Annotated in this window: 13 protein-coding genes; 3 read left to right on the forward strand and 10 right to left on the reverse strand. The window is 36.2% G+C overall.

The window, feature by feature from the left end:
* Position 1: 1 nt before the first annotated feature.
* The 5 genes from P2W75_RS15750 to P2W75_RS15770 form a co-directional block, all read right to left on the reverse strand.
* Positions 2 to 3,346, reverse strand: coding sequence for a glycoside hydrolase family 2 TIM barrel-domain containing protein (locus tag P2W75_RS15750; RefSeq protein ID WP_276381210.1), 3,345 nt, complete (start codon positions 3,344 to 3,346; stop codon positions 2 to 4).
* Positions 3,347 to 3,471: 125 nt separating this feature from the next.
* Positions 3,472 to 4,596, reverse strand: a complete 1,125-nt coding sequence (locus P2W75_RS15755) for a glycosylase (protein ID WP_276381211.1) — start codon at positions 4,594 to 4,596, stop codon at positions 3,472 to 3,474.
* Positions 4,597 to 4,808: 212 nt separating this feature from the next.
* Entirely contained in the window at positions 4,809 to 6,488 is a 1,680-nt protein-coding gene (locus P2W75_RS15760) for a hypothetical protein (RefSeq protein ID WP_276381212.1), read from the reverse strand.
* Between the two features lie 87 nt (positions 6,489 to 6,575).
* Positions 6,576 to 8,762, reverse strand: a complete 2,187-nt coding sequence (locus P2W75_RS15765) for an alpha-rhamnosidase (protein WP_276381213.1) — start codon at positions 8,760 to 8,762, stop codon at positions 6,576 to 6,578.
* Positions 8,763 to 9,224: 462 nt separating this feature from the next.
* A complete protein-coding gene (locus tag P2W75_RS15770; protein ID WP_276381214.1) occupies positions 9,225 to 10,016 on the reverse strand; it encodes a helix-turn-helix transcriptional regulator in 792 nt (263 codons plus the stop codon).
* Positions 10,017 to 10,144: 128 nt separating this feature from the next.
* Between P2W75_RS15770 and P2W75_RS15775 the strand changes: the two genes are divergently transcribed.
* Positions 10,145 to 11,353: an MFS transporter gene (locus P2W75_RS15775; protein WP_276381215.1), complete on the forward strand. Its 1,209-nt coding sequence runs from the start codon at positions 10,145 to 10,147 to the stop codon at positions 11,351 to 11,353.
* Between the two features lie 888 nt (positions 11,354 to 12,241).
* Here the strand turns inward: P2W75_RS15775 and P2W75_RS15780 are convergent.
* The 3 genes from P2W75_RS15780 to P2W75_RS15790 form a co-directional block, all read right to left on the reverse strand.
* On the reverse strand, positions 12,242 to 13,822 hold the full coding sequence (locus tag P2W75_RS15780; protein ID WP_276381216.1) for a sodium:solute symporter: 1,581 nt from the start codon (positions 13,820 to 13,822) through the stop codon (positions 12,242 to 12,244).
* Positions 13,819 to 14,883 carry a Gfo/Idh/MocA family protein gene (locus tag P2W75_RS15785; protein ID WP_276381217.1) on the reverse strand — a complete coding sequence of 355 codons (1,065 nt, stop codon included), beginning with the start codon at positions 14,881 to 14,883 and terminating at the stop codon, positions 13,819 to 13,821. The genes P2W75_RS15780 and P2W75_RS15785 overlap by 4 nt, the downstream gene beginning before the upstream one ends.
* Positions 14,884 to 15,037: 154 nt before the next feature.
* Positions 15,038 to 17,548, reverse strand: a complete 2,511-nt coding sequence (locus P2W75_RS15790) for an L-rhamnose mutarotase (protein WP_276381218.1) — start codon at positions 17,546 to 17,548, stop codon at positions 15,038 to 15,040.
* A gap of 407 nt (positions 17,549 to 17,955) precedes the next feature.
* Here P2W75_RS15790 and P2W75_RS15795 point away from each other — a divergent pair, with 407 nt between their 5' ends.
* Together P2W75_RS15795 and pelA are read left to right on the forward strand one after the other, a co-directional pair.
* On the forward strand, positions 17,956 to 19,629 hold the full coding sequence (locus P2W75_RS15795) for a glycoside hydrolase family 28 protein (RefSeq protein ID WP_276381219.1): 1,674 nt from the start codon (positions 17,956 to 17,958) through the stop codon (positions 19,627 to 19,629).
* 14 nt (positions 19,630 to 19,643) lie between these two features.
* A complete protein-coding gene (pelA, locus tag P2W75_RS15800; protein WP_276381220.1) occupies positions 19,644 to 20,828 on the forward strand; it encodes a pectate lyase in 1,185 nt (394 codons plus the stop codon).
* 209 nt (positions 20,829 to 21,037) lie between these two features.
* Here the strand turns inward: pelA and P2W75_RS15805 are convergent, their stop codons facing one another.
* Positions 21,038 to 21,874 carry an amidohydrolase gene (locus P2W75_RS15805; protein WP_276381221.1) on the reverse strand — a complete coding sequence of 279 codons (837 nt, stop codon included), beginning with the start codon at positions 21,872 to 21,874 and terminating at the stop codon, positions 21,038 to 21,040.
* 4 nt (positions 21,875 to 21,878) lie between these two features.
* Positions 21,879 to 22,676, reverse strand: coding sequence for an SDR family oxidoreductase (locus P2W75_RS15810; protein WP_207295887.1), 798 nt, complete (start codon positions 22,674 to 22,676; stop codon positions 21,879 to 21,881).
* Positions 22,677 to 22,788 lie beyond the last annotated feature (112 nt).

Below are 22,788 nucleotides of genomic sequence, written 5' to 3' on the forward strand. Positions count from 1 at the left end.
TCTAATACTTAAACTTCTTCAAACTACTTTCCAACTGATTTTTTGAACCGTTGAAAGGCGTTAAATAAAAACTATATTGATAGTTTCCAGATTTAATCTGATATTGTTCAATTGGTTGTGCTACAATCGTCCAACTGTCGTTTCCACCAACTCCCATTTGGATTAAATCGATGTTAAGCGTCAAAAATCCTGGATCTTTTAAATCATAAGTGTGACCCGCTCCACTCAAGTTTTCTTGTGTGTAAGGCCAAGCGCTCATACTTAAAACTTTGTCATCATTAACTACCATAAAACCTTGATTTTTCTGCGGAGTTGTTAATGCCATCCATCTTACATCACATCTGTTTCCGTTTTCTTGCGGTTTTGGATAATGTTCGATAAAGTCATTAATTGGAAGCGAATATTTACCAACAAACGAACCAAAACTTCTGTCGCTGTAATTTTCCAACTCTCCTTTTCCGTACCAAGATATCTGATCGAATTTTCTTTGAACTCCCATCTGCATTCCGATTTTTGGAAGGTTTGGCAGTTTGTCCGAAGCTTTTAAACTGTAATCTACTTTTATCACTCCATCTGGGTTGATGTTGTACACTACGTTTACGTTTGCGCTGTCTTTTATAATTTCGTAATCGCTTATCACTTTAATTTCAGAAGCCGATTTATCGATTTTCACATTAACCAATTTTGGTTTTGCTTTGTACCATTGTTTCAACAGCTTTTGCGATTTCCATCCGCGTTTGTCGTTGTCTGTAAGCGGTCTTACGAAGTTAGGCAGCAACGGTGCAAAAACCTGTTCTTCTCCGTTGAAAACATACGAACTCAAAGCTCCGTTTGTTTTTCCAATCGTAATATCAAAAGCCTTTCCTTTAATTTTAAATTCCGAATCCGATTCAGAAACATTCAATGCTTCTTTTTTAGCATTCAAAACCAAAGTTTCTTTCTTTTTCAACTGAAATTGATCTTCAGCAACCACATATCCTTTTGAAGCCCAAAGTTCATCTGCTGAGAGCTGAAATTCAATATTCAAAAGATATTCGGCATCATTTTTCATCTTTGGAAGATATGAGCTTACATCAATTGTTGTAGATTGTCCTGCTTCTACTTTTAACGGTTTTAAAATCTGAGTTTTAATTACGTTTCCGTTTTCCAATACTTTTAAAACTGGAATATAACCTTGTAAAGATTTAACCGCCTGACGATTTTTAATTTCTAATTGATTCCCATTTAAAGTTGAAACCGCTGGCTGATAGACCCATTTATTTTCAAAAATCGAACCTTTTGGTTTTCCGTTAGAATCTACAATTCCTTTTGTATTGAAGTTCCCGTCATGGTATTTTTCTCCAAAATCTCCTCCGTGGGCAAAATAATTCTGTCCTGATCTTGAATCAAATTTCACTAAACCTTGATCTTTAAATTCCCAAATACAGCCTCCAATAACTCTTGGAAGCGAACGGAATTCATCCCATAATTCTTTTAAATTTCCAACTGAATTCCCCATCGCATGAGAATATTCTACGAAAATAATCGGACGAGTATCTTTCTTTTGATCTACTAAAAATTTTGGTGTGAAAACGCCCGGATAAAAACGGCTGACCATATCGACATACGAATCATCTTGCGGGTTTTCGAATCGGTAAGCGTGATCGATTGTTTTAGGATATCTTGGATCAAGCGGATCAATATAACCGTCTAATCTCGCATTTCCTTGCGCTGGTTCGTAATGCACCGGACGAGTAATATCAAAATCGTGAACCCAACCCGACATTGCAGCATGATTTGGCCCTTTTCCGCCTTCGTTACCCAAACTCCACATAACCACTGATGGGTGGTTTTTATCGCGTTCTACCATTCTAATCATACGCTCCATATAAGCATTGGTCCAAAGCGGATCGTTGCTTAATTTACCGCCAATTCCGTGTGTTTCTTGGTTGGCTTCGTCCATTACCATGATTCCGTACTGATCGCATAATTCATAAAAATAAGGATCGTTTGGATAATGGCTTGTACGCATAAAGTTGAAATTGAACTTTTTAATCGTTGTAATATCTTGTTTAATGTCTTCTCTAGTAACGGCTTTTCCTCTTGTCGGATGATGGTCGTGACGGTTTACACCATATACATAGGTTTCTTTTCCGTTGATGAGCATTTTTCCGTTTTCTTTCGAGAATTCAATCGAACGGAAACCTACTTTACAGCTTTTGGCTTCTGTAACATTTCCGCTTTTGTCTTTTATCGAAATCACCAAAGTGTACAAATTCGGTTCTTCTGAACTCCATTTTTTAGGATTTTTAATGTTTTCTTGGAAGAATCCAAAACGAACATTGTCCAGACGCGGATAACTTTCGTTGATTAAATCGATTACAGGCCTTTGAAGCGGTTCTTTGAATATTGCCGTATTATTCGCATCGTACAACTGAATATTCATCGTGTAGTCTTTGATTTTTTCTCCCGTCAAATTTTCAACTTTGGGTCTTAGTTTGAAAATCGCGTCTTTGTATTCTTTGTCTAGTTTCGTTTGAACAAAGAAATCTTGAATACGTAATTTTGGCTCCGCCATAATGAAAACTTCTCGCTGGATGCCGCTCATGCGCCAATGATCCTGATCTTCTAAATAAGAACCATCTGTCCAACGAATTACACGAACTGAAACTACATTTTCTCCTGTTTTCAAATATGGCGTAATATCAAATTCTGACGGTAAAAAACTATCTTCTCCGTATCCTAAAAATTCTCCGTTCAGCCAAACTTCAAAACCTGAACTTACGGCTCCGAAATGTAACGTAACCGTCATATCTTTCCAGTTTTCAGGAACGGTGAATGTTCTTTGGTAAGAACCAACTCCATTATAATCTTTAGGAATATAAGGCGGATTTATGGGTCGAAACGGATAAACAGCACTTTTGTAAATAGGATTATCGTAGCCTTTCATTTCCCAGTTGGAGGGCACTTCGATTTTATCCCAACCTGAAACGGTATTTTTATAGAAATCTTTTGAGGCTTCTTTTAAGTTTACTGCATATTTAAAATTCCAATCACCGTTTAGCATTTGGATTCGACTTTTGGTTCTGTCGCCTTTTAAAGCATCTTCAACACTTGAGTACGAATATGCAGTTGTTCTTGACGGTTGTCTGTTGATGCTTGTTATCGTTGGATCTTCCCATGGTGCAAATTCGTATTTTTTATGAAGTTCTGGAACTCCTGCAGGTTCTCCTGTTACGGATTGTGCTTGTATTGTGTAAGATGTAAATAGTAAAATGTAAAATGCATACGTCAAAAATCTAAATTTGAAAAATCGCTTTTTGTATTTTGTTTTTGACGTCAACATTGGTTTTATATTTTGTTTCATTATTATTTGGTTCAATTGTCCCTACAGGACAAACTTGCATTGGCTTAATCTTTTTGCTACCGACCTAAGACTCCTATCGGAGTCATTTTTCGTTAAGAGTGCTAGTTATTCTTCATAACTAATAACTACTTTTTCACTTTCTTCTCCGGCGGAGCCACAAAATTCAATTTGCTTTTTCCTAAATCTTTAGAAGTTGCGATTGCGATTCCTCTTTGTTCTGCTTTGTTAACCGCACAATAGAAATGATACACAACGCCATCGTGTTTTACCACAAAAGATTTATGCGCAAACAAATCGTCGTAAGGTTCAGATGATTTAATCAAATCTTCGCCTTTCCAGTCAGTCCAGTTTACTAAATCATTTGAAACCGCAAAACGGTTAAATGCGCCTTGATTCCAACCCGTCCAAAAAGCTCCGAAATAGAACATTACCCAAGTATCGTTAATACGCTGAATATAAGCATCTCCTGAGATTCCTTTATGATGGTTAATTAAAGGCTTATTGCCATAACGCTCCCAGTGTTTCATATCGTTTGATACTGCCATCGCAATACGCTCTGCGCCTTTCGCAGGATTGATACTATCACCACGGGCATTGTAATACATGATGAAATTGTGTCCGGTTAATTTATCTTTATCGCGAATTACACTGTTTTTATACATTGTGCTATTGTCCCACCATTTAGCATCTTTATCTTTTGGTGTTAAAACTGGATTTTCTAATCTTTGAAATTCGTGTGGTTTTGTCGGAGCTTCTTTCGTATAAGCCATTCCGATTGATAAAACTCCTGCTTCGTAACCTTTGCTGTCTCCACCAAAATAACTCATCCAGTATTTGTCATTGTATTTTTCCCATTCGTAGCTTCCGCCCCAAGTTAAGTCTTGCAACGAAATATATCCTGCTTTTTGGTTAACATCCCAGTGTTTTTCATTTTCTGAGAACGACATTACTTTTCCTAGATGTTTCCAGTCCAAAAGATTATCACTTTCTGCTAACCAAGTTTCATAACCTCTTCCGTCATAAATCAAATAGGTCATGTACCATTTTCCGTCTTTTCTAAAAACACTCGGGCAATCCATTTTATAAGAGTTGTCTGTTGGCATCATCACCAAACCGTATTTGTAAGGCGTTTTTACTTCTTCGTAAATTTCCTGCATGACGCTATTGGTGATTTCTCTTTTTTTGTATTTGGTTGCACAACTGCTTATAAAAAGCGCTGAAACAGTAATAAGAAGATATTTAATTTTCATTTTCTTGGTTATGTTTTTGGTTGCTTTTTGCCACAAAGGCTCTAAGACTCTAAGTTTATTTTTTCTTTGCGACTTTGTGTCTTTGCGAGATTATTTTTAAGCTTAGTTTTTTAGCTCTCGCAAAGTCGCTAAGGCGCAAAGTTTCTTTTCTCTATATTCTATATTCTATTCTCAAAAAAATCTTGTCTCTTGCTTCTTTCTTCTACCCCGACTTACTTCTTCAATTCTTTTAACTTCGATTCCATCACATCTTTGTTCAATTTTACTTTTACCATTCCTGTTGGATGAAATCTTCTTTTCAAATCGATTGCATTATAAACTATAGTGTAAACATCATTTCCTTCTGGGATTAAGCACAGCGGGGTTCTCATAATATCCCACCACTTGTCTAATTTGGTTTCGATTGGCAGATAATGTGCTTCTGACCAATTAATACCATCTGCCGATAATGAATACGCAATCATATTTGGCAAATGATGTCCCCAGCCGTCTGGACCTCCGTCGAAAATCGCGATGTACAGACCGTTGGGTAATTGGCTGACAATTGGATTTTCAACAAAAAGCGGATGCATGGTTTTAATGGGCTCCAAACCTTTGTTCATTCTCAACCAAGGCCCTTCTAAACTTTTGGATTCGGCTAAAGCCACAAACCAGCCTTTTCCTGATTTCTTTGGATAATCTGCCCAAGAGTTAAAGGGATACGCGCCACTGTAAAATCCGAAATATTTGTCGCCCACTTGATATGGAAAAAAAGAAGCAACACCTTGACGTCCTTCCCAAGGTTGAGAATCCAATCCTGGTTCCATAATAATTCCCATATCTTTGTACGGACCACCAATTCCGTTGATTCCGTCTACAGTCGATTCGCAACGCCAGATTCTTCCAAATGAGTGATTCGGTTCTATTTCTTTACTCACCGTATACGCCAAATAATAGCCGTACCATTTATTTGCTTTTTCATTAAAAACAGGCATATACGACCAAATTGCAGCACGACGATCATTCATTGGATTATCATCTTCGGTTACGGCATAAGTTCCGCTTGCTTGATAGATGGTCGATTCTCTTTTCCAATGAATGGCATCTTTACTTGTCCAATGTCCGATTTTGGTTTTTACACGATCATAATAGTAATCAACGCCTTTTTCTCCTGCTCTTTCGGTTGGAAACATGTGATAGGTATCATCCACTTTTACTACACGTCCACCTTCAAAACCTCCTTGAATTCCATCAGTTCCTGACATTCCTTCATCAATAACGGGTTTATTTTCTCCGCCGATAACTTCGAAAAGCGGTTTTTCATCTGAAAATCCTTCAACAATAAAAGTTGGGTTCCAAAGTTTTCCGTCTGGTAATTTTACATCTCTTGATTTTAGATTTTCGAAAGCTTTTACAACGCCCAAAATGGCAAATAATCCTCTCCCGTTTGGATTTATAGTTTGATTTCCTTTTGAAAAAGAAAGTGCATAAACATTTACTGCAGGTAATCCCGTAATTGTAACTCCATTTTCTAAAACCAATTTGGCATCTTTAAAATTCTCAGCTTGAAGATAATCAGCATTTTTATCCTGAAAAACTCCAACTAAAACTGTTACAGGTTCTTTAAACTTTAATTGTAACGGAGTATTTGTTCCGTTTTTATATTTATCTAAGGGAAGTTCAATTCCTGTCACCCCTTGCAATTCTTGTGCTAAACGAACAATATTGTGTTTGCTTCCTGAAAAAACGTGAGCGTATTGAGTCGTTTTGAAAGTCTTGTAATTTGATTTTATGATTTCGAATGAAGCTGGTTTCCATGCGGTATTTTGGGCTGTGACTTGAACGCAAAATGCCAGCACAAAGAAAATGGTTGTGTTTAATTTGAAATTGTATTTGGTACTTATTGAAAACATTGGTTTTTATTTTTTTTGAGCTTTATGTCATTCCGACAAAGGAGAAATTGGGCGATAACTATGGGCTAATTACTGGCAACTAAGAAATTAAATCGCCTTATAATTCACCACATATTCCACATTTGGTTTTATGATCAGCTGGTATTTATTTTTTGCTAATTCTGTAATCGTTCCAAAGTTTGTTTTTGGTTTGCTTGCACTTTTGAAAATTAATTTTCCTTCTCCCTCGCCAGCTTTTACTTTAATTTCTTTGGTGCTGCAATACACGGCAACTTCTCCGTTTGGTGTTGGCACTTTTCCTTCCATCCATTTTAAACCTCCTAAGTTTGGTTTGATTTCATATTCTGAATATCCTGGAGCAGTTGGCTTTACACCTAAATAATATTTTCCAAGCAAATAAATCGGACTTGCTCCCCAAGCGTGGCAAAGGCTTTTTCCATAAGGGCGACCGTACATTTCTAAATGTTCTTTTCCGCTTTGTTTTGGATCGTATTTTTCCCAAAATGATGTAGCTCCCAGATTTAGCATTCCGCCCCAATAATCGCGAATTTCATTTAATACAAATTTCTGTTCGTCCATGGCGCATAAGGCTTCCAATTCATAAAAACGCATGTATGGCGTTGTAATTTGAAGAACATCTTTATTGAGCAGCACTTTATTTTTTACGCTTTGTTTTTGTTCTTCAGTAAAATAATTGAAGAAAATACCGAACATATTAGCATATCTGGTTACAATATTCTGCATTTTACCGTCGATGCGCTGGTGCTTCATCACGTTTTCTTTTTTATCCCAAAAGACATCAAATAAGTTGGTTTTTAAATCAGCAGCCAATTTTTGATATTGTTTTTGGTCTTCATTTTTACCTGCGATTTCAGCACTTACCGCCATTGCTTCTAAACTTCTTGCTAAAAGCATTTGCTCAAAACTAACTTCGCCTGTTTTTGGCAATCCGTCGGCCCAATCAATGAAAACCCAATCGCCTTCTAATGGTTCTAGAAATCCGTTTTTATTTCTTCTCTCTAAACAGAAATCCATCAATGATTTCATTCTTGGATAATAAGTTTTAATAAATTTTGTATCTCCTGTGTGCAAATAATAATCATAAACACCCACAAACCAATACAGCGAATAATCCATAATGATATTTACGTGAGCCGTTACAGGATCTTTTCCGCGAAGTGCTGACATCGTTCGTTCTACAGAAGGCGAATCAAAGAACAAATAATAATTCATCAAATAACTTTGATATGCATCACCAGACCAAACCCAACGGTCACGTTTGATTCCGTCGATAAAAAATTCGCGAGAAGTTAAATGCATCGTATAAGCAGACACGTCCCAAATTTTATTCAATAATTGATCTGAAGATTTGAACGCGCCACGATAATCTAATGGCAAATATTCGTAAAGCATTGAAATCGAATCGTATTTTATTCCTGCATCTGCTTGTACTTGAACATAGCGAAATGCTTTTGATTCATTATGCGTATAAGTTTCAGATTGTTTACCGTCAAAAGACAAATGATCTAATGTTTCGCATTTGGCAGAATCCAAAGCCTCTTCACGCGATTCGCCGTAATAAAGCGCTACTTTGCCTTTTCCTTTTAAACCGTGAATTTTGATGTAACCAAAAGTTTCTTTTCCAAAGTCCACCAACTCGCCTCCTTCAATTTTTTCTGTCTTTTTTGCGCTTAAAGGTTTTGTTGTTAATTTAAATTCAGAAGGTTTATTCTGGGCTGAATCAAAATTCCATGAACCAACAGGAACCCATGGCGTACCCGATTGCTGTGCCTTTCCAGCTTCGTCAATCCAAAGTTTATCTTCGTTGGTTACTTTCCAAGAAGCATCTGATTTCACATATTGACCAGAAATATAAATAGCCGGCAACACTTCTTGATTGTAAACTTTAAAGGAAATTTTGTGCTTTCCGGCAGGAACTGTTATTGATTTTGGCTGTCCGTAAATTTGAACACCATCCAAAAGCAATTGAAAAGGTCCTTCTGAGAAAATTTTTACTTCATCTGGTTTTGGAATATCTACTTCGGTTTGAAAAGTTACCAAAGCATAAGGGCTATAATATTGCCAAAGTGGCGGAAATACTGCTTCGCGTTCTGTACGTCTTACTTGCATTTTATTGCTTAACCAAACTTCGAAATCGCCTGGGTACCAAATCCATGTCGCTTCTTTTGATTTCTCTTGAGCAAACAAAAAATCAGAAGGACAGAAAATAATAAGAACCAATAAAAGTTTAAAAATGGAACAGCGGTTTAACATAGTAAGTTTATTTTGGGACTAAAGATAAGTGTTCTCGTCACATTTGACACCCTGTACTATCCTGCTATTTCATAAAAAACACTACTTTTTGATAATTTTTTAAGGGAAAAATTACGAGTTATCACTTTTTTAGTATTAAAAAAAATGATGTCGCGATTTTTATGGGACGCAGATGAAAACGGATTTACTTCGTAAAGACGCTGATAAAAACGGATTTTTCATTCTGTCCTTTTTTTAAAACACATAGAAACATAGATTTTTTAAATACTTAAAGAATTTAGAGCCGATCAAAAAATGACTAGTCATTAACACATAGCTATGTGTATTTAGATAAGTGAAACGCCTTTTTCACACACAAGAAAGACTATGATTCTATGTGTTTAAAAAATAAAAAATCCGCATCAATCCGCGTTTTCGCGATAGCGAATCCGTTTCATCAGCGTTCAATTGCACATTTAAAATCTAAGCAATCAGTTTTTCAGATTCATTTTCATCTTCTAAAATATAGTTAGAAGGCGTTGTACCCAAATGCTTTTTAAACATATAAATAAAAGCACTAGCCGTTTCGTAACCTAAATCAAGTGCGATTTCTTTTATCGATTGTTTTTCGCCTAATCTTTTAATGGCTTCCAGTAATTTCATTCTTGTACGCCAATCGCTGAAGTTCATTCCTAATTCTTTGATAAAAAGACGCGACAAAGTACGACTGCTCATAAAAGAAAGTTCAGCATAATAATCGATTGTTTGTTTGCTTGAAACATCATTCATTAAAAGTTCCACTACTTTTTGAAGTCTCTCGTTATTTGTGGTTGGCAGGAAAGTGGCGCTTGGAACAATTAAAGCTAATTCGTCTAGAAAAACGGCAATTACTCTTCTTTGCGAATCAGTTAAGTTGCCGCTTGTTCCAAAAGAAATGATTTTAAAAACCAATTGCTTCAAAAACATCGGAATATCAAACGAAAAACTGTTTTCTGGCAATCCTTCCATTACAGACGGATCCACAAAAACGCTATAATAATTAACGTCTTTCTGAAAAGTCACCTGATGCTCGACTCCACTAGGAAGCCATAAACCCTGCAACGGATTCACGACCCAAATATGATTGCCAACAACAACGTTCATTACGCCACGTGTTGCATAAATTAATTGGCCTCTAGGATGTGAATGCGAGATACACATTTCGTTGTTTACCATTTCTGTATAACCAATAACAGGTATTGATGGATTTACTTGGTATCCATAATCCTGTGCCATTCTATATGTCCGAATTTGATTATTCATTGTCCAAATATAGCAATTTTGACATTCTAATTTGTTTCAATTTTGTAAAAAATTTAGTGCCACTACAATTTCTAAAATTAAAATTAACCTAAAAAACACTCATGGAAACCGTTAAAGTACAACCAGAAGTAATTAAAAAAACGACGTATTCGATACTTTTTATAATCAGCTTTTCTCATTTAATCAATGACCTTTTACAAGCTGTTGTTCCGTCAATTTATCCGCTTATTAAAGACAATTTCGGACTGAGCTTTAGTCAGATCGGAATCATCACTTTTACCTATCAAATCGTAGCTTCAATCCTGCAGCCTTTTGTGGGAATGTATACTGATAAAAATTCTAAACCCTATTCTCTAATTGTTGGAATGTGTTTTACAATGACTGGATTATTTCTGGTTTCTATTGCAACTAATTTTGTTTTTTTACTATTATCTGTAAGTTTGATCGGAATTGGATCATCGATTTTCCATCCAGAATCGTCTCGTGTAGCGCACTTAGCTTCGGGCGGAAAAAAAGGGCTGGCTCAGTCGATCTTTCAGTTGGGAGGAAATGCAGGAAGTGCCATCGGACCTTTATTAGCCGCATTTATCATCATTCCAAACGGACAAAGTTATGTGGCTTGGTTTTGTATTATTGCTTTAATTGGCGTTTTTGCTTTGTACAGAATTGCAATTTGGTACACAGAACATTTATCTGAAAGAAATGCGAATAAAACTGCAATGAAAATTGAAACACATCATTTATCTAAAAACCGTGTGATTGCTTCGTTAATTATTCTATTGGTTTTGATTTTCTCTAAATACTTCTACATGAGCAGTATTATGAGCTATTATACTTTCTTTTTGATTGATAAATTCCACATCTCGATTCAACAATCGCAAGTGTATTTATTCTTGTTCTCAGGAGCTGTTGCGGCAGGAACTTTAATTGGCGGGCCAATTGGAGATCGTTTCGGACGTAAATATGTAATCTGGGTTTCTATTCTTGGAGTTGCCCCTTTTACCTTGATGTTGCCTTATGTTTCTTTATTCTGGGTTGGAACTTTATCTGTAATCATCGGATTGATTCTTTCTTCTGCTTTCTCTGCAATTTTAGTATATGCAACTGAATTAATGCCCGGAAAAGTTGGTTTAGTAGCGGGTCTTTTCTTTGGTTTCGCTTTCGGAATGGGCGGATTGGGTTCTGCTGTTTTAGGAAAAATCGCCGATGCAACGAGTATAGAATATGTATTTAAAATTTGTGCCTTCTTGCCTTTAATTGGCGTTATTACAGGGTTCTTGCCGAATATTGAAGGACGAAAAAAGGCTTAATTTTTAGAGATTTGCCACAAAGTCGCTAAAGCGCAAAGTTTATTGAAATTATATTTAATTGCGTCGAGCTTTATTAATAAAAGTCCAAAGGGCTTTAGCTAAATATCTATTTTTGGGTAAAGCTTTTTTAAATCTCGCAAAGACGCGAAGTCGCTAAGTTTATTTCAAATATTCAATTGCGTCCAGCTTTAGCTGGATGATAGATTAATACAAAGCTGAAAAGGTTTTAGCCAAATATCCATTGTTTGGCTAAAGCCTTTTTTCTATTCTTTCCCAATTCCTCCAGTTAAAACTGGAGGCAATTCATAAAAAAGCAGATAGTTTTTTAGATTGAAAACTATCTGTTTTTTATAATCCTTTTCAAAACATAGCCCAAGGTTTCAACCTTGGGAACGCAATGCAAATCCGCAATGATACGTTTCCTATGTTTGAATTCATTTCTTAAAAAAGGGATCAAATCAATCTCGCAAAGGCGCCAAGTCGCAAAGTTTATTTTAAATATTCAATTGCGTCCAGCTTTAGCTGGATGATAGATTAATGCAAAGATGAAAAGGCTTTAGCCAAATATCCATTGTTTGGCTAAAGCCTTTTTCTATTCTTGCTCCATACCTACAGTTAAAACTGGAGGCAATTCATAAAAAAGCAGATAGTTTTCTAGATTGAAAACTATCTGCTTTTTTATTTATAATCCTTTTCAGAACATAGCCCAAGGTTTCAACCTTGGGAACGCAATGCAAATCCGCAATCATACGTTTCCCAAGGTTGAAACCTTGGGCTATATTTTAGATTCTTTGCGAAAAAGAGTTTTTTTTAATCTCTCTCGCAAAGTCGCAAAGACTAAGCTCTAATAAACTTTGCGACTTCGCGACTTTGCAAGCGATTTTAATATTAATGGAAATTAAAAATTAGATATAAAACAAAGATTGTCAATCCCAACAATCCAAATAACAACTTCACTTTCTTACTAGTTTTAGGAATATCCGTTTCATCCGAAACATTAACTTCAGGATTTCTGTCTACTAAAGAAATAATTACTGCAGCAATTAAAAGCACAGCAAAAATGTAAAACGAAATCAATAAAAAGTGAGGCCAAAATGGATATTTATCGGCTGGGAAAATCCATAGATATAAAACTCCAACAAACAAACTAAAAGCAGAACCCCAAGAAAGCGTTGCATTTACGGCTTTTTTAGTGGTGCGTTTCCAGAAAACACTCAAAAGGAACACAACAGATAACGAAGGCGCCAAGAAACCTAAAACCGCCTGAAAAATGTTGAATAAATTCTGTCCTTTGATATTGTCAATCGCAACGGCAATCAAAATCGCAAATACACATCCTGCAGCAATTGTTAAACGTCCAATTCTAATTTGATCTTTAATAGTCGCTGTCGGATTGATTTTCTTTACATAAATATCATTCGTAAAAACGGTGCTTAAAGCATTCAGCGAAGAACCAATTGTTCCTACCAAAACCGCAATCATGACGCAGATTACCAGACCATTCATTCCGCTTGGAAAAAGGTTTGTAACCATCGTCATATAAGCCAAATCGGAGTTGCTTCCTAATTCTGGATATAAAGCGTAGCACAAAATTCCAGGTAAAATAAATAACGGAAGCGCCATTACTTTCAGCCACCCAATAAAGTTAACTCCAAGTTGTCCTTGTTCTAAATTTTTCGCTCCCAGAACACTCTGCACCATCGATTGATCGGTACAGAAAAAAGCAACCGCTGCAACCGGATATCCTAATAAAATGGCAGGCCAAGGATAACTTGCATCATCAGAAGGACGAACTAAATTCCAAAAATTAGATGGTGTTTTTGCTAATAAAGCTTCGATTCCGCCCACTTTCTGCAATCCTAAATACGAAAGCGTTAAGGAAACTACAATCAATAAAATCATCTGAAAAACATTGACTTTAGCAATTGCTTTTAATCCTCCAGCAAAAGTGAAAATTCCAGAGAAAATCACTAAAACGGTAACACTCTGCCACATCGGAATTCCCAGAATCTGACGCACTAAAACGCCTCCACTGAATAATCCTAAAGAAAGCCAGCTTACCAAGATTTTTACCAAAGCGTACCAAGCCAAGATGTTTTGAGTGCTGTCACCGTAACGTTTTCCCATATATTCGGGCATTGTGCTTACTTTACTCGCAATGTAACGCGGTGCAAAAACCATCGCCAAAAGCAGTAAAAAAACAAAAGCATACCATTCGAAATTTCCTGCTACGATTCCCGTCGCGTAACCAATACTCGCAAAGGCTAACAAAGAAGACGGGCCTACATTGGTTCCCCACATATTAAACCCGATGCTGTACCAGTTTAATGAATTTCCAGCCAAGAAAAGCGTTTCGTCTTTCTTTCGCTGCTTGACACTTACCACATAACCAATGATTAATAATGCGACCAAATAACCAGCCACAATTACAAAATCAAGTGTCGTTAATTTATCGTAGATACTGTTCATAGTCCGTATTCGTTAAGAATATCGGCAATTTTAACCGGCATTCCAGTTTGCAGCGATTTGTCCATTGCTTGCAATAAAGCTACGGTTCCAATTCCTTCTTCCATATTTGGATACGCTTCGAAACCTTGTTCAATACTGTCTACAAAATATTCTAAATAGTTCTGATATTCTCCGCCGTGATGACTCTGCCCCTCAAAACGGAAATAATATTTTAAAGTGCTGTCGCCCCAAGTAATTACTTTTTCTTCGCCCGTTTTATCTGTAATCGCATAACGCAATTCATGATAATCGGCTTGGCTTGCTCCTTCTGTTGCTCTTAAGATTGTACTCATACCGCTGTCGCGTTGTGCTGGCTGCGTTGGCGAAGTATAAACACCGCTTACACGGGCAATTCTTCCGTCTGTTGCTTTGAAGATAAAGTGCATCGTATCTTCATTTTTCAATCCTGCCGATTGTCCGTTAGCGCTGATCATTCCGTAACCCATTACTTCCTGAATGTTTGGAAGATACCATCTGATGAAATCTACAGGATGGCTCAAACCTCCGTACAACCATTTAAAAGATTGCAATAAAGACCATTCTTTCTTCAAAAACCATCTGTGATCGGCGTGATATTGCGCTTCAATGGTAATTAAATCTCCAATTAATCCTGCTTCGTAATCGGCTCTTTGTCTTTTGGCGGGTTCGAAGAAACGTGAACTTTGTCCAATGAAAACCTTTTTTCCTGTTGATTTACTTAATTCTAAAAGCTCTTTAGCATCAGAAAGGTCATCGATAAAAGGTTTTGTACAAACGACATGTTTTCCACTTAACAACGCTTGTTTTACGTGTTGTGCGTGCAAGTGGTCTGGCGTATAAATTGCGATAATATCAATTGATGCGTCGTTTAGTAAATCATCGTAATTGGTGGTGTACGAATGAAAATCAAATTCTTTGGCTCTCTGTTTACAGATTTCTTCATTTCTGTCGCACACTTTTACAAGTTCTAATTTTGAACTTGTAAAAGCCGCCGACATGGTGCTTCGTCCTTCTCCAAGTCCCAGAATGGCTATTTTTAACATTGGTTGTTATTTTAGGGTTTTGATAGTTATTTTTTCCGCCACGAATTCACGAATTATTTTTTGAAAATATTTGCGATTATTTTTTCGAATAATTCGAATTAATATTCAGTTTAGATTGTAAAAAAATAATTCGTGAATTCGTGGCTAATAATATTTATTTCATTTCTACTTTGTTTAAGAAAATCCAAGTTTCGTCTGGTTTTGTCCCATCGATTCCGCTTTGGTATTTTTTCATTAAGGCATTCCAATCGTCTACACGCGGATTATTTTGTGTTGTTTTCGGATTTAGTTTATCCAGACTTTCTCCTTTCGGAATACTGATTACCAAGATTAATTGACGATCTTTCTTAAAGACTTGCAATTGCTGGAAATCGGCATTGCAGAAACCTTTAGCTACTTCTGGCCATTTCTCGAATTGTGTTTTGTGATATTCCACATATTCTTTCTGTAGTTTTTCATCAGCAGGAAGATTGGCTGTTAAAACCACATTTTCCCAATCTGATGCTGGTTTAGAATCTTTACATCTTTCGAAGTTTTGGAAATCGTAAACCAGATCTTCATAGATTTTAATTTCTAAAGAAGGAAAAACGCCCGCCAGTTTTCGTTTGGTTCTTTCTGGCTGATTCATTTTTCCGTAAATCACCAAATGATTTTTCCATTGGTACAATTCCTGACCCACAATTCTAAATCCAACTAAAGTCGATTTGATTTTCTCGATATCAAAATCAGCACCTATCAACTCGATCGCGTACGGTTTTGGCATTTCCTGCAATCCCCATTTTTCGTCAATAACCACTTCTTTTTCCAACTCTTTGTAAGGTGCTCTAATTCCTGCAGCATCTTTAATTTTTGTACTTACATAAGGATCGTTGTGTTCCCAAATATTTCCTTTTGGACCGTTATGGTTTTTAAGGATTTTCTTTTCGGCAATCCAGTTGTTTTTAATTGTAAAACCTTCAGAACCTTCATCAGTATATAAATACAACCATAAAAACGGATCGTGCGCATACGGACTATTGTAAACTTTATCAATATAGTTTTCTTCGATTCGGCTTCCCGGCTGTGCAGAAAGTGTGTAGATTCCAGAAACATCGTGTAAATGTTTCGCGTAATGATGAATTTTATTTCCTAAAATTTTATTGTTCTGCATTACGTTTGGTGTGTGTGTCCAACCCCAACCCATTGCGATTCCAGAGTACGATACATCTGAAATTTCATTGTGTTCAATCGTAATATTTCTCACGAAACCAGCACTGATGCCCAAAGTTCCCCAATCTTCATTGGTAACGTTGGTAATTAAATTATCAGCAATGACTTCATCAGAACACATTTCTCTTTCATCTTTTATAATTAAAGGCAAATGCGCTTCAAAAGCTTCTTCAGAGAAAATCCCAACATTGATGGCACTTCCGCCAATATCTTTAAATAAATTTCCTTTTACGCTATTGTGATTGGTTCCTTTATTTAAATCTAAACCAGTCGAAGCCAAATGTTCAAAACGGCAGGATTCAAACTGAATATTGTTCGAATAATTTACTTCAACCGCTGCTCGAGGTCTTCCAACCCAAGCTTGATTTTCTAAATTCGCCTGATTTGGAGTTCCTGGCTGTTTCAATTTATAAGCGTCTAATAAATATAAACCAGACTGCAACGGCACGTGACCTTGCTGTGAAGGACGAAGCCAATTGCTGTATTGAAACGAAATTCCTTTAAATCTAAAATGATGCACAGGAGAATCGATTGTTCCTTTTACTTCAACCAAATTTTCTAAAACTGGCGCAGTAACCGTTACCGAATTAATTTCTTCACCAGCTCTTGGAATATAATAGATTTTAGCATTCTTCTTATCCAAATACCATTCTCCAGGTTCGTTTAAAAGCGAAAAAGCATTGTTTAAGAAATAAGCCGAATTTCCGTTATTTTTAGAAATCCACGGTGCAGGCCATGGGTGCTCGCTTTGAATACGGCTTTCTGGTTCTTCAAACGAAAGTTTTGCACTGTCTTTTTGCACTTCTATATTTTTGATACGCAGGTTGGCATTTGACCACCATTGTACAATAAACATTTCCATTCCCGGTTCGAACTTAACCGATTTATCTTTAAACGGAATCCAGCAAGTCTGTTCTTCGTGATTCCAAGACAGAATACGTTCCATTGTGGTTCCGGAAGTATTTTTGGCTCTTACGGCTTTTTTTCCATTTACCCACAACTGCCTGTAATCGATAATATTTCCAGCATTTTTAGGAGCATCAGCTACCCAAACAGTGCCTTTTTTAAGTCCGTTAATAATAGTTGTTGATTTTGTCCAGTTTTTAATTTCGATTCCGCCGCTGATAATGGGTTTTGCATTTAAATCGGCTTCAATTGTAGTCGGACTATCTGCTGTTCCAGAATCTTCTGGTCTTACAAACAAAGGTTCGTTTAAATAATAGGTTCCATTCATTACAATGATACGAATACCGTCTTTTACAGAGGCATCTTTTAAACGGCGAAGCTCTCTGGCTTTTCTCATCGCCATATGAACCGTTGCCAGCGGACTTTCTTTTGTTCCCAAGTTTTTGTCGTTCCCTTTTGGAGAAACCCATATTTCAGCAGCATTTATAGAATACGAAACGCAGAGGATTAAAAAGAAGCTCAGGATTTTAGTAAATGAATTCAAACGCATTATTTAATATTTTGATTTTTTTTGGTAAAAAATTATTAGGCAGTTAATTTTAAGCATCTATAATTTATATATAAATGTATTTTTAACACTATTACCAAATAATTCGTCCAATTTACTCGAACATAAAGTTATATGCATCCTGTACCCTCCTGTTTGATTTTTTTATTCGCCACGACTCGAGCGATAGTGAACAGGCGAAGCAATTCACGAATTTTATTTTTAAAATCTTTGCTATTATGTATTCGAATAATACTTATATTAAGTATTAAAAAAGAAAATTCGTGAATTCGTGGCTATCATTTAAACTTTTTTAATAGATTTGTGTAATCGATTACATTTAACTATTGTTATTTATGTGAGATAGAATTTTTCACATAGATAAAAATAACACCAAAAAATTACTAACAATGAAGACCAACCGACTACATCTTTTTTCTCTTGCAATGGCAATTATGCTTTGTATGAGCTCTCAGAATGGTAATGCTCAAAACACACCTTCGGCAAATACTTATGCAAATGTTGAGTTTAAAATGCCAAAAGTAAATGAACCTGTAATTCCTGCTAATACAGTAAATCTAAAAGACTTTGGAGCAGTAAATGGCGGTTATGTTTTAAATACAAAAGCGTTTGCAGATGCAATTGAGGCGCTTTCAAAAAAAGGAGGCGGAAAATTAATTATCCCGCCAGGGATTTGGCTTACGGGTCCGATTATTTTAAAAAGCAATATAGAACTTCATGCAGAAACTGGTGCATTAATCAAATTTTCTACAGATAAAACTTTATATCCCATTATCGAAACCAGTTTTGAAGGTTTAAACACTTGGCGATGCATCTCTCCTATTTATGGTAAAAATCTGGAGAACGTAGCTTTTACTGGAAATGGTGTTTGGGATGGTTCTGGCGAAGCTTGGAGGCAAGTGAAAAAGAGCAAACTGACAGACGAACAATGGAAAAAATTTGTGGCCTCTGGTGGCGTTTTAAATGAAAAGAAAGACAGTTGGTATCCTTCTGAACAATATTTAAAAGGCGCGAAAGGCGCAGATCAAAATGTGCGTCCAGATTTGAAAACAAAAGAAGATTTTGAAGCGATTCATGATTTTCTCCGTCCGGTTTTGGTGAGCATTCAAAATAGTAAAAGAGTACTATTTGACGGACCTGTTTTTCAAAATTCTCCTGCTTGGAACATTCATCCTCTATTAATTGAAGATTTAATTGTAAGAAATGTTACGGTTAGAAATCCGTGGTTCTCACAAAACGGTGACGGACTTGATGTTGAATCTTGCAAAAATGTAATCATTGAAAATTCAAGTTTTGATGTGGGTGACGATGCGATTTGCATTAAGTCTGGAAAAGATAAAGACGGACGCGACAGAGGCGTTCCTTGCGAAAATATTATTGTGAAAAACAATGTTGTTTATCACGGTCATGGCGGTGTTACGGTTGGAAGCGAAATGTCGGGAGGTGTAAAAAATCTTCATGTCTCCAACTGTACTTTTATGGGAACTGACGTTGGACTTCGTTTTAAAAGCACACGTGGACGTGGCGGAGTTGTAGAAAACATCTTTATTTCGGATGTTTTTATGACTGATATTCCATCTCAAGCTATTTCTTTCGATTTATATTATGGAGGAAAATCAATCGCCGAAACATTGGCCGAAGGCGGAAATACGAAAACTACAAAACTGGTTCCTGTAAACGAAGAAACGCCTCAGTTTAAAAACATTTCAATCAAAAACATTACTATTAGAGGTGCTCAACAAGCCGTGTTTCTGCAAGGTCTTCCGGAAATGAATTTAGAAAATATTGAGATCACAAACTTGATTGCAAAAGCAGATAAAGGCTTTTCTATAATAGATGCAAACGGAATTAAAATCAGTAATTTAAAATTAGATATCGCAGCTAAAAATGCATTTGAGATTTACAATGCTCAGAATCTTTCTTTAACGAATGTTGAGTTCAATCCTACTTCTTCAAGTGCCCTTACAATTGATGGTGGAGCAAGTAAAAATATCAATTTAAGTGGCTTATCTAAAACTACTACAATTGGAAAAGATGTTCCTAAAAAGGCTGTAAAATTCTAAAAACCGAAAGTTATATGTTCAACGAAAATTCCACAAACAGCTACAAATTACTTTTAGTTACTTTTTGCACTTTTTCATTTTTATGCTGCAATGCACAATCAAGCGAGATCAGCACGAAACCTTTTACAGACGGCACAAATCATTGGTATCATATTAAAGATAAAACCAATATCATAAATCCAATTCCCAATCAGCCGAAATATGCAGAAACGGACTATGCTAAAATAGCCGATAACATTCTGTATTTCCAGCGTGATAATGGCGGATGGCCGAAGAACTATGATATGAAAGCCATCTTAACGCCACAGCAAATTGATAGCGTTGTGAAAACAAAGTACATTGAACATACTACTTTTGATAATGAAACGACTTATACGCATATTCATTATTTAGCGCAGGTTTACACACTTACAAAAGATCCAAAATATAAAGATGGTTGTCTGCGTGGCATTAATTTTACTTTAAAAGCGCAATATCCAAACGGAGGCTGGCCACAATATTATCCGTTGGAAAAAGGATACAGCCGTCGTATAACTTTTAATGACGGTGCTTACATGGGGATTATGAATCTCTTTAAAAAGATTGTAAACAATGATCCAGATTATGCTTTTATAGACGATAAAACAAGAAAAAAAGTAGCGAAGTCATACGAAAAAGGATTGGAATGTATTTTAGAAATGCAGATCAAAGACAATGGAAAACTAACTGCATGGTGCCAGCAGCACGACGAAATAACACTTCAACCGACTTGGGCTCGTAAATTTGAACCGCCAAGCATTTGCAATGCCGAAAGTGTTGATATTGTTTTGTTTTTAATGAATATTGACAATCCGAATGAAAAGATTATCAATGCTGTGCAAAGTGCGGTAAAATGGTTTCAGGATTCTAAAATTTACAACACTCGAGTTGAAAGTTTTGAAGCTCCCGAAATGGATTCTAAATACAAGAAAATCAAAAATGATGTGAGAGTTGTGAATGATCCAACAGTTCCGCCAATTTGGACGCGTTATTATGAATTGAAAACACACCGACCTTTATTTTCTGATCGCGACAGCGAACTTTTGTATTCGTTGGCAGAAGTAAGCCGTGAAAGAAGAACGGGTTATGCGTGGTATACAGACAAACCTGAAAAAGCTTTGAAAAAATATCCAGCATGGCAGAAGAAATGGACGCCTGGTGCAGATGTTTTGAAGGAGTAAAAATTTCAACACATTGTTTTGTCATAGTAAAACTATTTAAATCTCCAGCGGAGTAAAATATCTATAGAATATCAATAAGATAAAATAAAAAAAGCTCCAGCGGAGCGACATCTTTATAATGATATGTCGCTCCGCTGGAGCTTTATATTGTAATCTCGTATTTTTTCTATAAATATTTCGCTTCTCTGAAGCTTACAAAAAATTAAAAATTAATCACTCAGATTGTAGAATGAAATTGCATTCTTAAACCAAATCTTATTTTGGTCTTCTATCGAAAATTTCAAAATATAATCTTCCAAAGTTTTTACAACCTCAGTATAATCTGAAGCTACATTTAAAACGGGCCAATCCGATCCATACATTAATTTATCGGTAGAAAAGTTTTCAAAAATGACATCTAGATATGGTTTTAAATCTTGCGGTTTCCAGTTTTTCCAATCGGCTTCTGTCACCATTCCAGAGATTTTACACCACACATTGTCGAATTTTGCGATTTCTTCGATGCCTTTTTTCCAAGAATTAATACTTCCTGATTTGATATCTGGTTTCGCAATATGATCGATTACAAATCGCTGATTCGGAAAATCCTTCACCAAACTGATTGCTGCTGGCAGCTGGCGTTCGAAAATCAAAATATCGTAAGTGTAATCGAATGTTTTTAAAGCTTGAATTCCTCTTCTGAATTCCGTCCCAAACATAAAATCGTCTGGTTCGCCTTGCACAACATGTCTAAAACCTTTCAGTTTTTTTTGATTGGAAAAGAATTGTAAACGTTCTTCAACATTTTCACTTCTCAAATCTATCCAGCCGACAACGCCTTTTATGAAATCATTTTTAGAGGCTAAATCAATAAGAAAATGAGTTTCTTCTTCAGACTGATTTGCTTGAACTGCAACACAGCCTTCAAATTGATTTTCTTTTAATAATGGTTGTAAATCTTCAGGCAGAAAATCTCTTTGAATTACCGCCATAGTTTCATCAATCCAGCTGTCTCTAACGGGATCAAATTTCCAAAAATGCTGATGCGAATCGATTCGGTTTCCCATGCTTTTAGTTTACATCACTAATTAAGGCACGATCTAAATGCACATAACCGCCGTCAACAAAAACAAATTGTCCGGTAGTATGCGAAGAACGATCAGAAATAATGAAAAGTGCCGTATCTGCAATTTCTTCTGTTTTGGTCATTCTGCTTTCAAACGGAATGCTTTTGTTTATTTTCTTTAAAACGCTTTCACCGTCTTCCAGTGTTTTAATCCAGTCTTCGTAGGCTGGAGTATAACTTTCGGCAATAATAATGGCATTCGAACGAATTCCAAACTGAATCAGATCGACTGCCCATTCTCTTGTAAGTCCTAAAACGCCTCCTTTTGCAGCAGCGTAACCAGAAGTTCCTCCCTGCCCTGTTAAAGCTACTTTAGAACCAATATTTAAGATATTCCCTTTTGATTCTTTTAAGTACGGTAGCGCATATTTTACTAATAAAAAATAGCTTACAACATTCAGTTTTAAAGAATCCATAAATTCTTCGTATGAGGCATCTAAGCCTGCACCGTCATTCACACCAACGTTATTAATTACAGCGTCGATTCTTCCGTATTTTGCTGTAATTGTTTTAACCGCATTTTCGATTTCAACAGGATCAGTAACATCTGTTTGAACGAATAAAGAATCAATTCCTCTTTTTTGAAGATTTTCCGCGTAAGCGAAACCTCTTGCGTTTCTGTCTACCAGAACCGGAATTGCTCCTTCATCTGCTAGTCTGTTAATGATTGTTTCTCCAATACTGCCTTCTTTACCAGCCGAACCGGAAACAACGACAATTTTATTTTTTAAGTTTAAATCCATTTTTGTGGTTATTTAATAATTAGCAACGCTTAAATTTAAACACATAGAAACATAGTTTATAGGAATCTGAAAAAGCCGTTTCACTAATTTCAATTCACATAGCTATGTGTTA

Source organism: Flavobacterium sp. H4147 (genome assembly GCF_029360735.1).
GTDB lineage: Bacteria > Bacteroidota > Bacteroidia > Flavobacteriales > Flavobacteriaceae > Flavobacterium > Flavobacterium endoglycinae.

Bases quoted from the DNA above. Each gene is read 5' to 3' on its own strand.
- P2W75_RS15750 (WP_276381210.1), bottom strand. From the start codon at position 3,346: ATGAAACAAAATATAAAACCAATGTTGACGTCAAAAACAAAATACAAA.
- P2W75_RS15755 (WP_276381211.1), bottom strand. From the start codon at position 4,596: ATGAAAATTAAATATCTTCTTATTACTGTTTCAGCGCTTTTTATAAGC.
- P2W75_RS15760 (WP_276381212.1), bottom strand. From the start codon at position 6,488: ATGTTTTCAATAAGTACCAAATACAATTTCAAATTAAACACAACCATT.
- P2W75_RS15765 (WP_276381213.1), bottom strand. From the start codon at position 8,762: ATGTTAAACCGCTGTTCCATTTTTAAACTTTTATTGGTTCTTATTATT.
- P2W75_RS15770 (WP_276381214.1), bottom strand. From the start codon at position 10,016: ATGGCACAGGATTATGGATACCAAGTAAATCCATCAATACCTGTTATT.
- P2W75_RS15775 (WP_276381215.1), top strand. From the start codon at position 10,145: ATGGAAACCGTTAAAGTACAACCAGAAGTAATTAAAAAAACGACGTAT.
- P2W75_RS15780 (WP_276381216.1), bottom strand. From the start codon at position 13,822: ATGAACAGTATCTACGATAAATTAACGACACTTGATTTTGTAATTGTG.
- P2W75_RS15785 (WP_276381217.1), bottom strand. From the start codon at position 14,883: ATGTTAAAAATAGCCATTCTGGGACTTGGAGAAGGACGAAGCACCATG.
- P2W75_RS15790 (WP_276381218.1), bottom strand. From the start codon at position 17,548: ATGCGTTTGAATTCATTTACTAAAATCCTGAGCTTCTTTTTAATCCTC.
- P2W75_RS15795 (WP_276381219.1), top strand. From the start codon at position 17,956: ATGAAGACCAACCGACTACATCTTTTTTCTCTTGCAATGGCAATTATG.
- pelA (WP_276381220.1), top strand. From the start codon at position 19,644: ATGTTCAACGAAAATTCCACAAACAGCTACAAATTACTTTTAGTTACT.
- P2W75_RS15805 (WP_276381221.1), bottom strand. From the start codon at position 21,874: ATGGGAAACCGAATCGATTCGCATCAGCATTTTTGGAAATTTGATCCC.
- P2W75_RS15810 (WP_207295887.1), bottom strand. From the start codon at position 22,676: ATGGATTTAAACTTAAAAAATAAAATTGTCGTTGTTTCCGGTTCGGCT.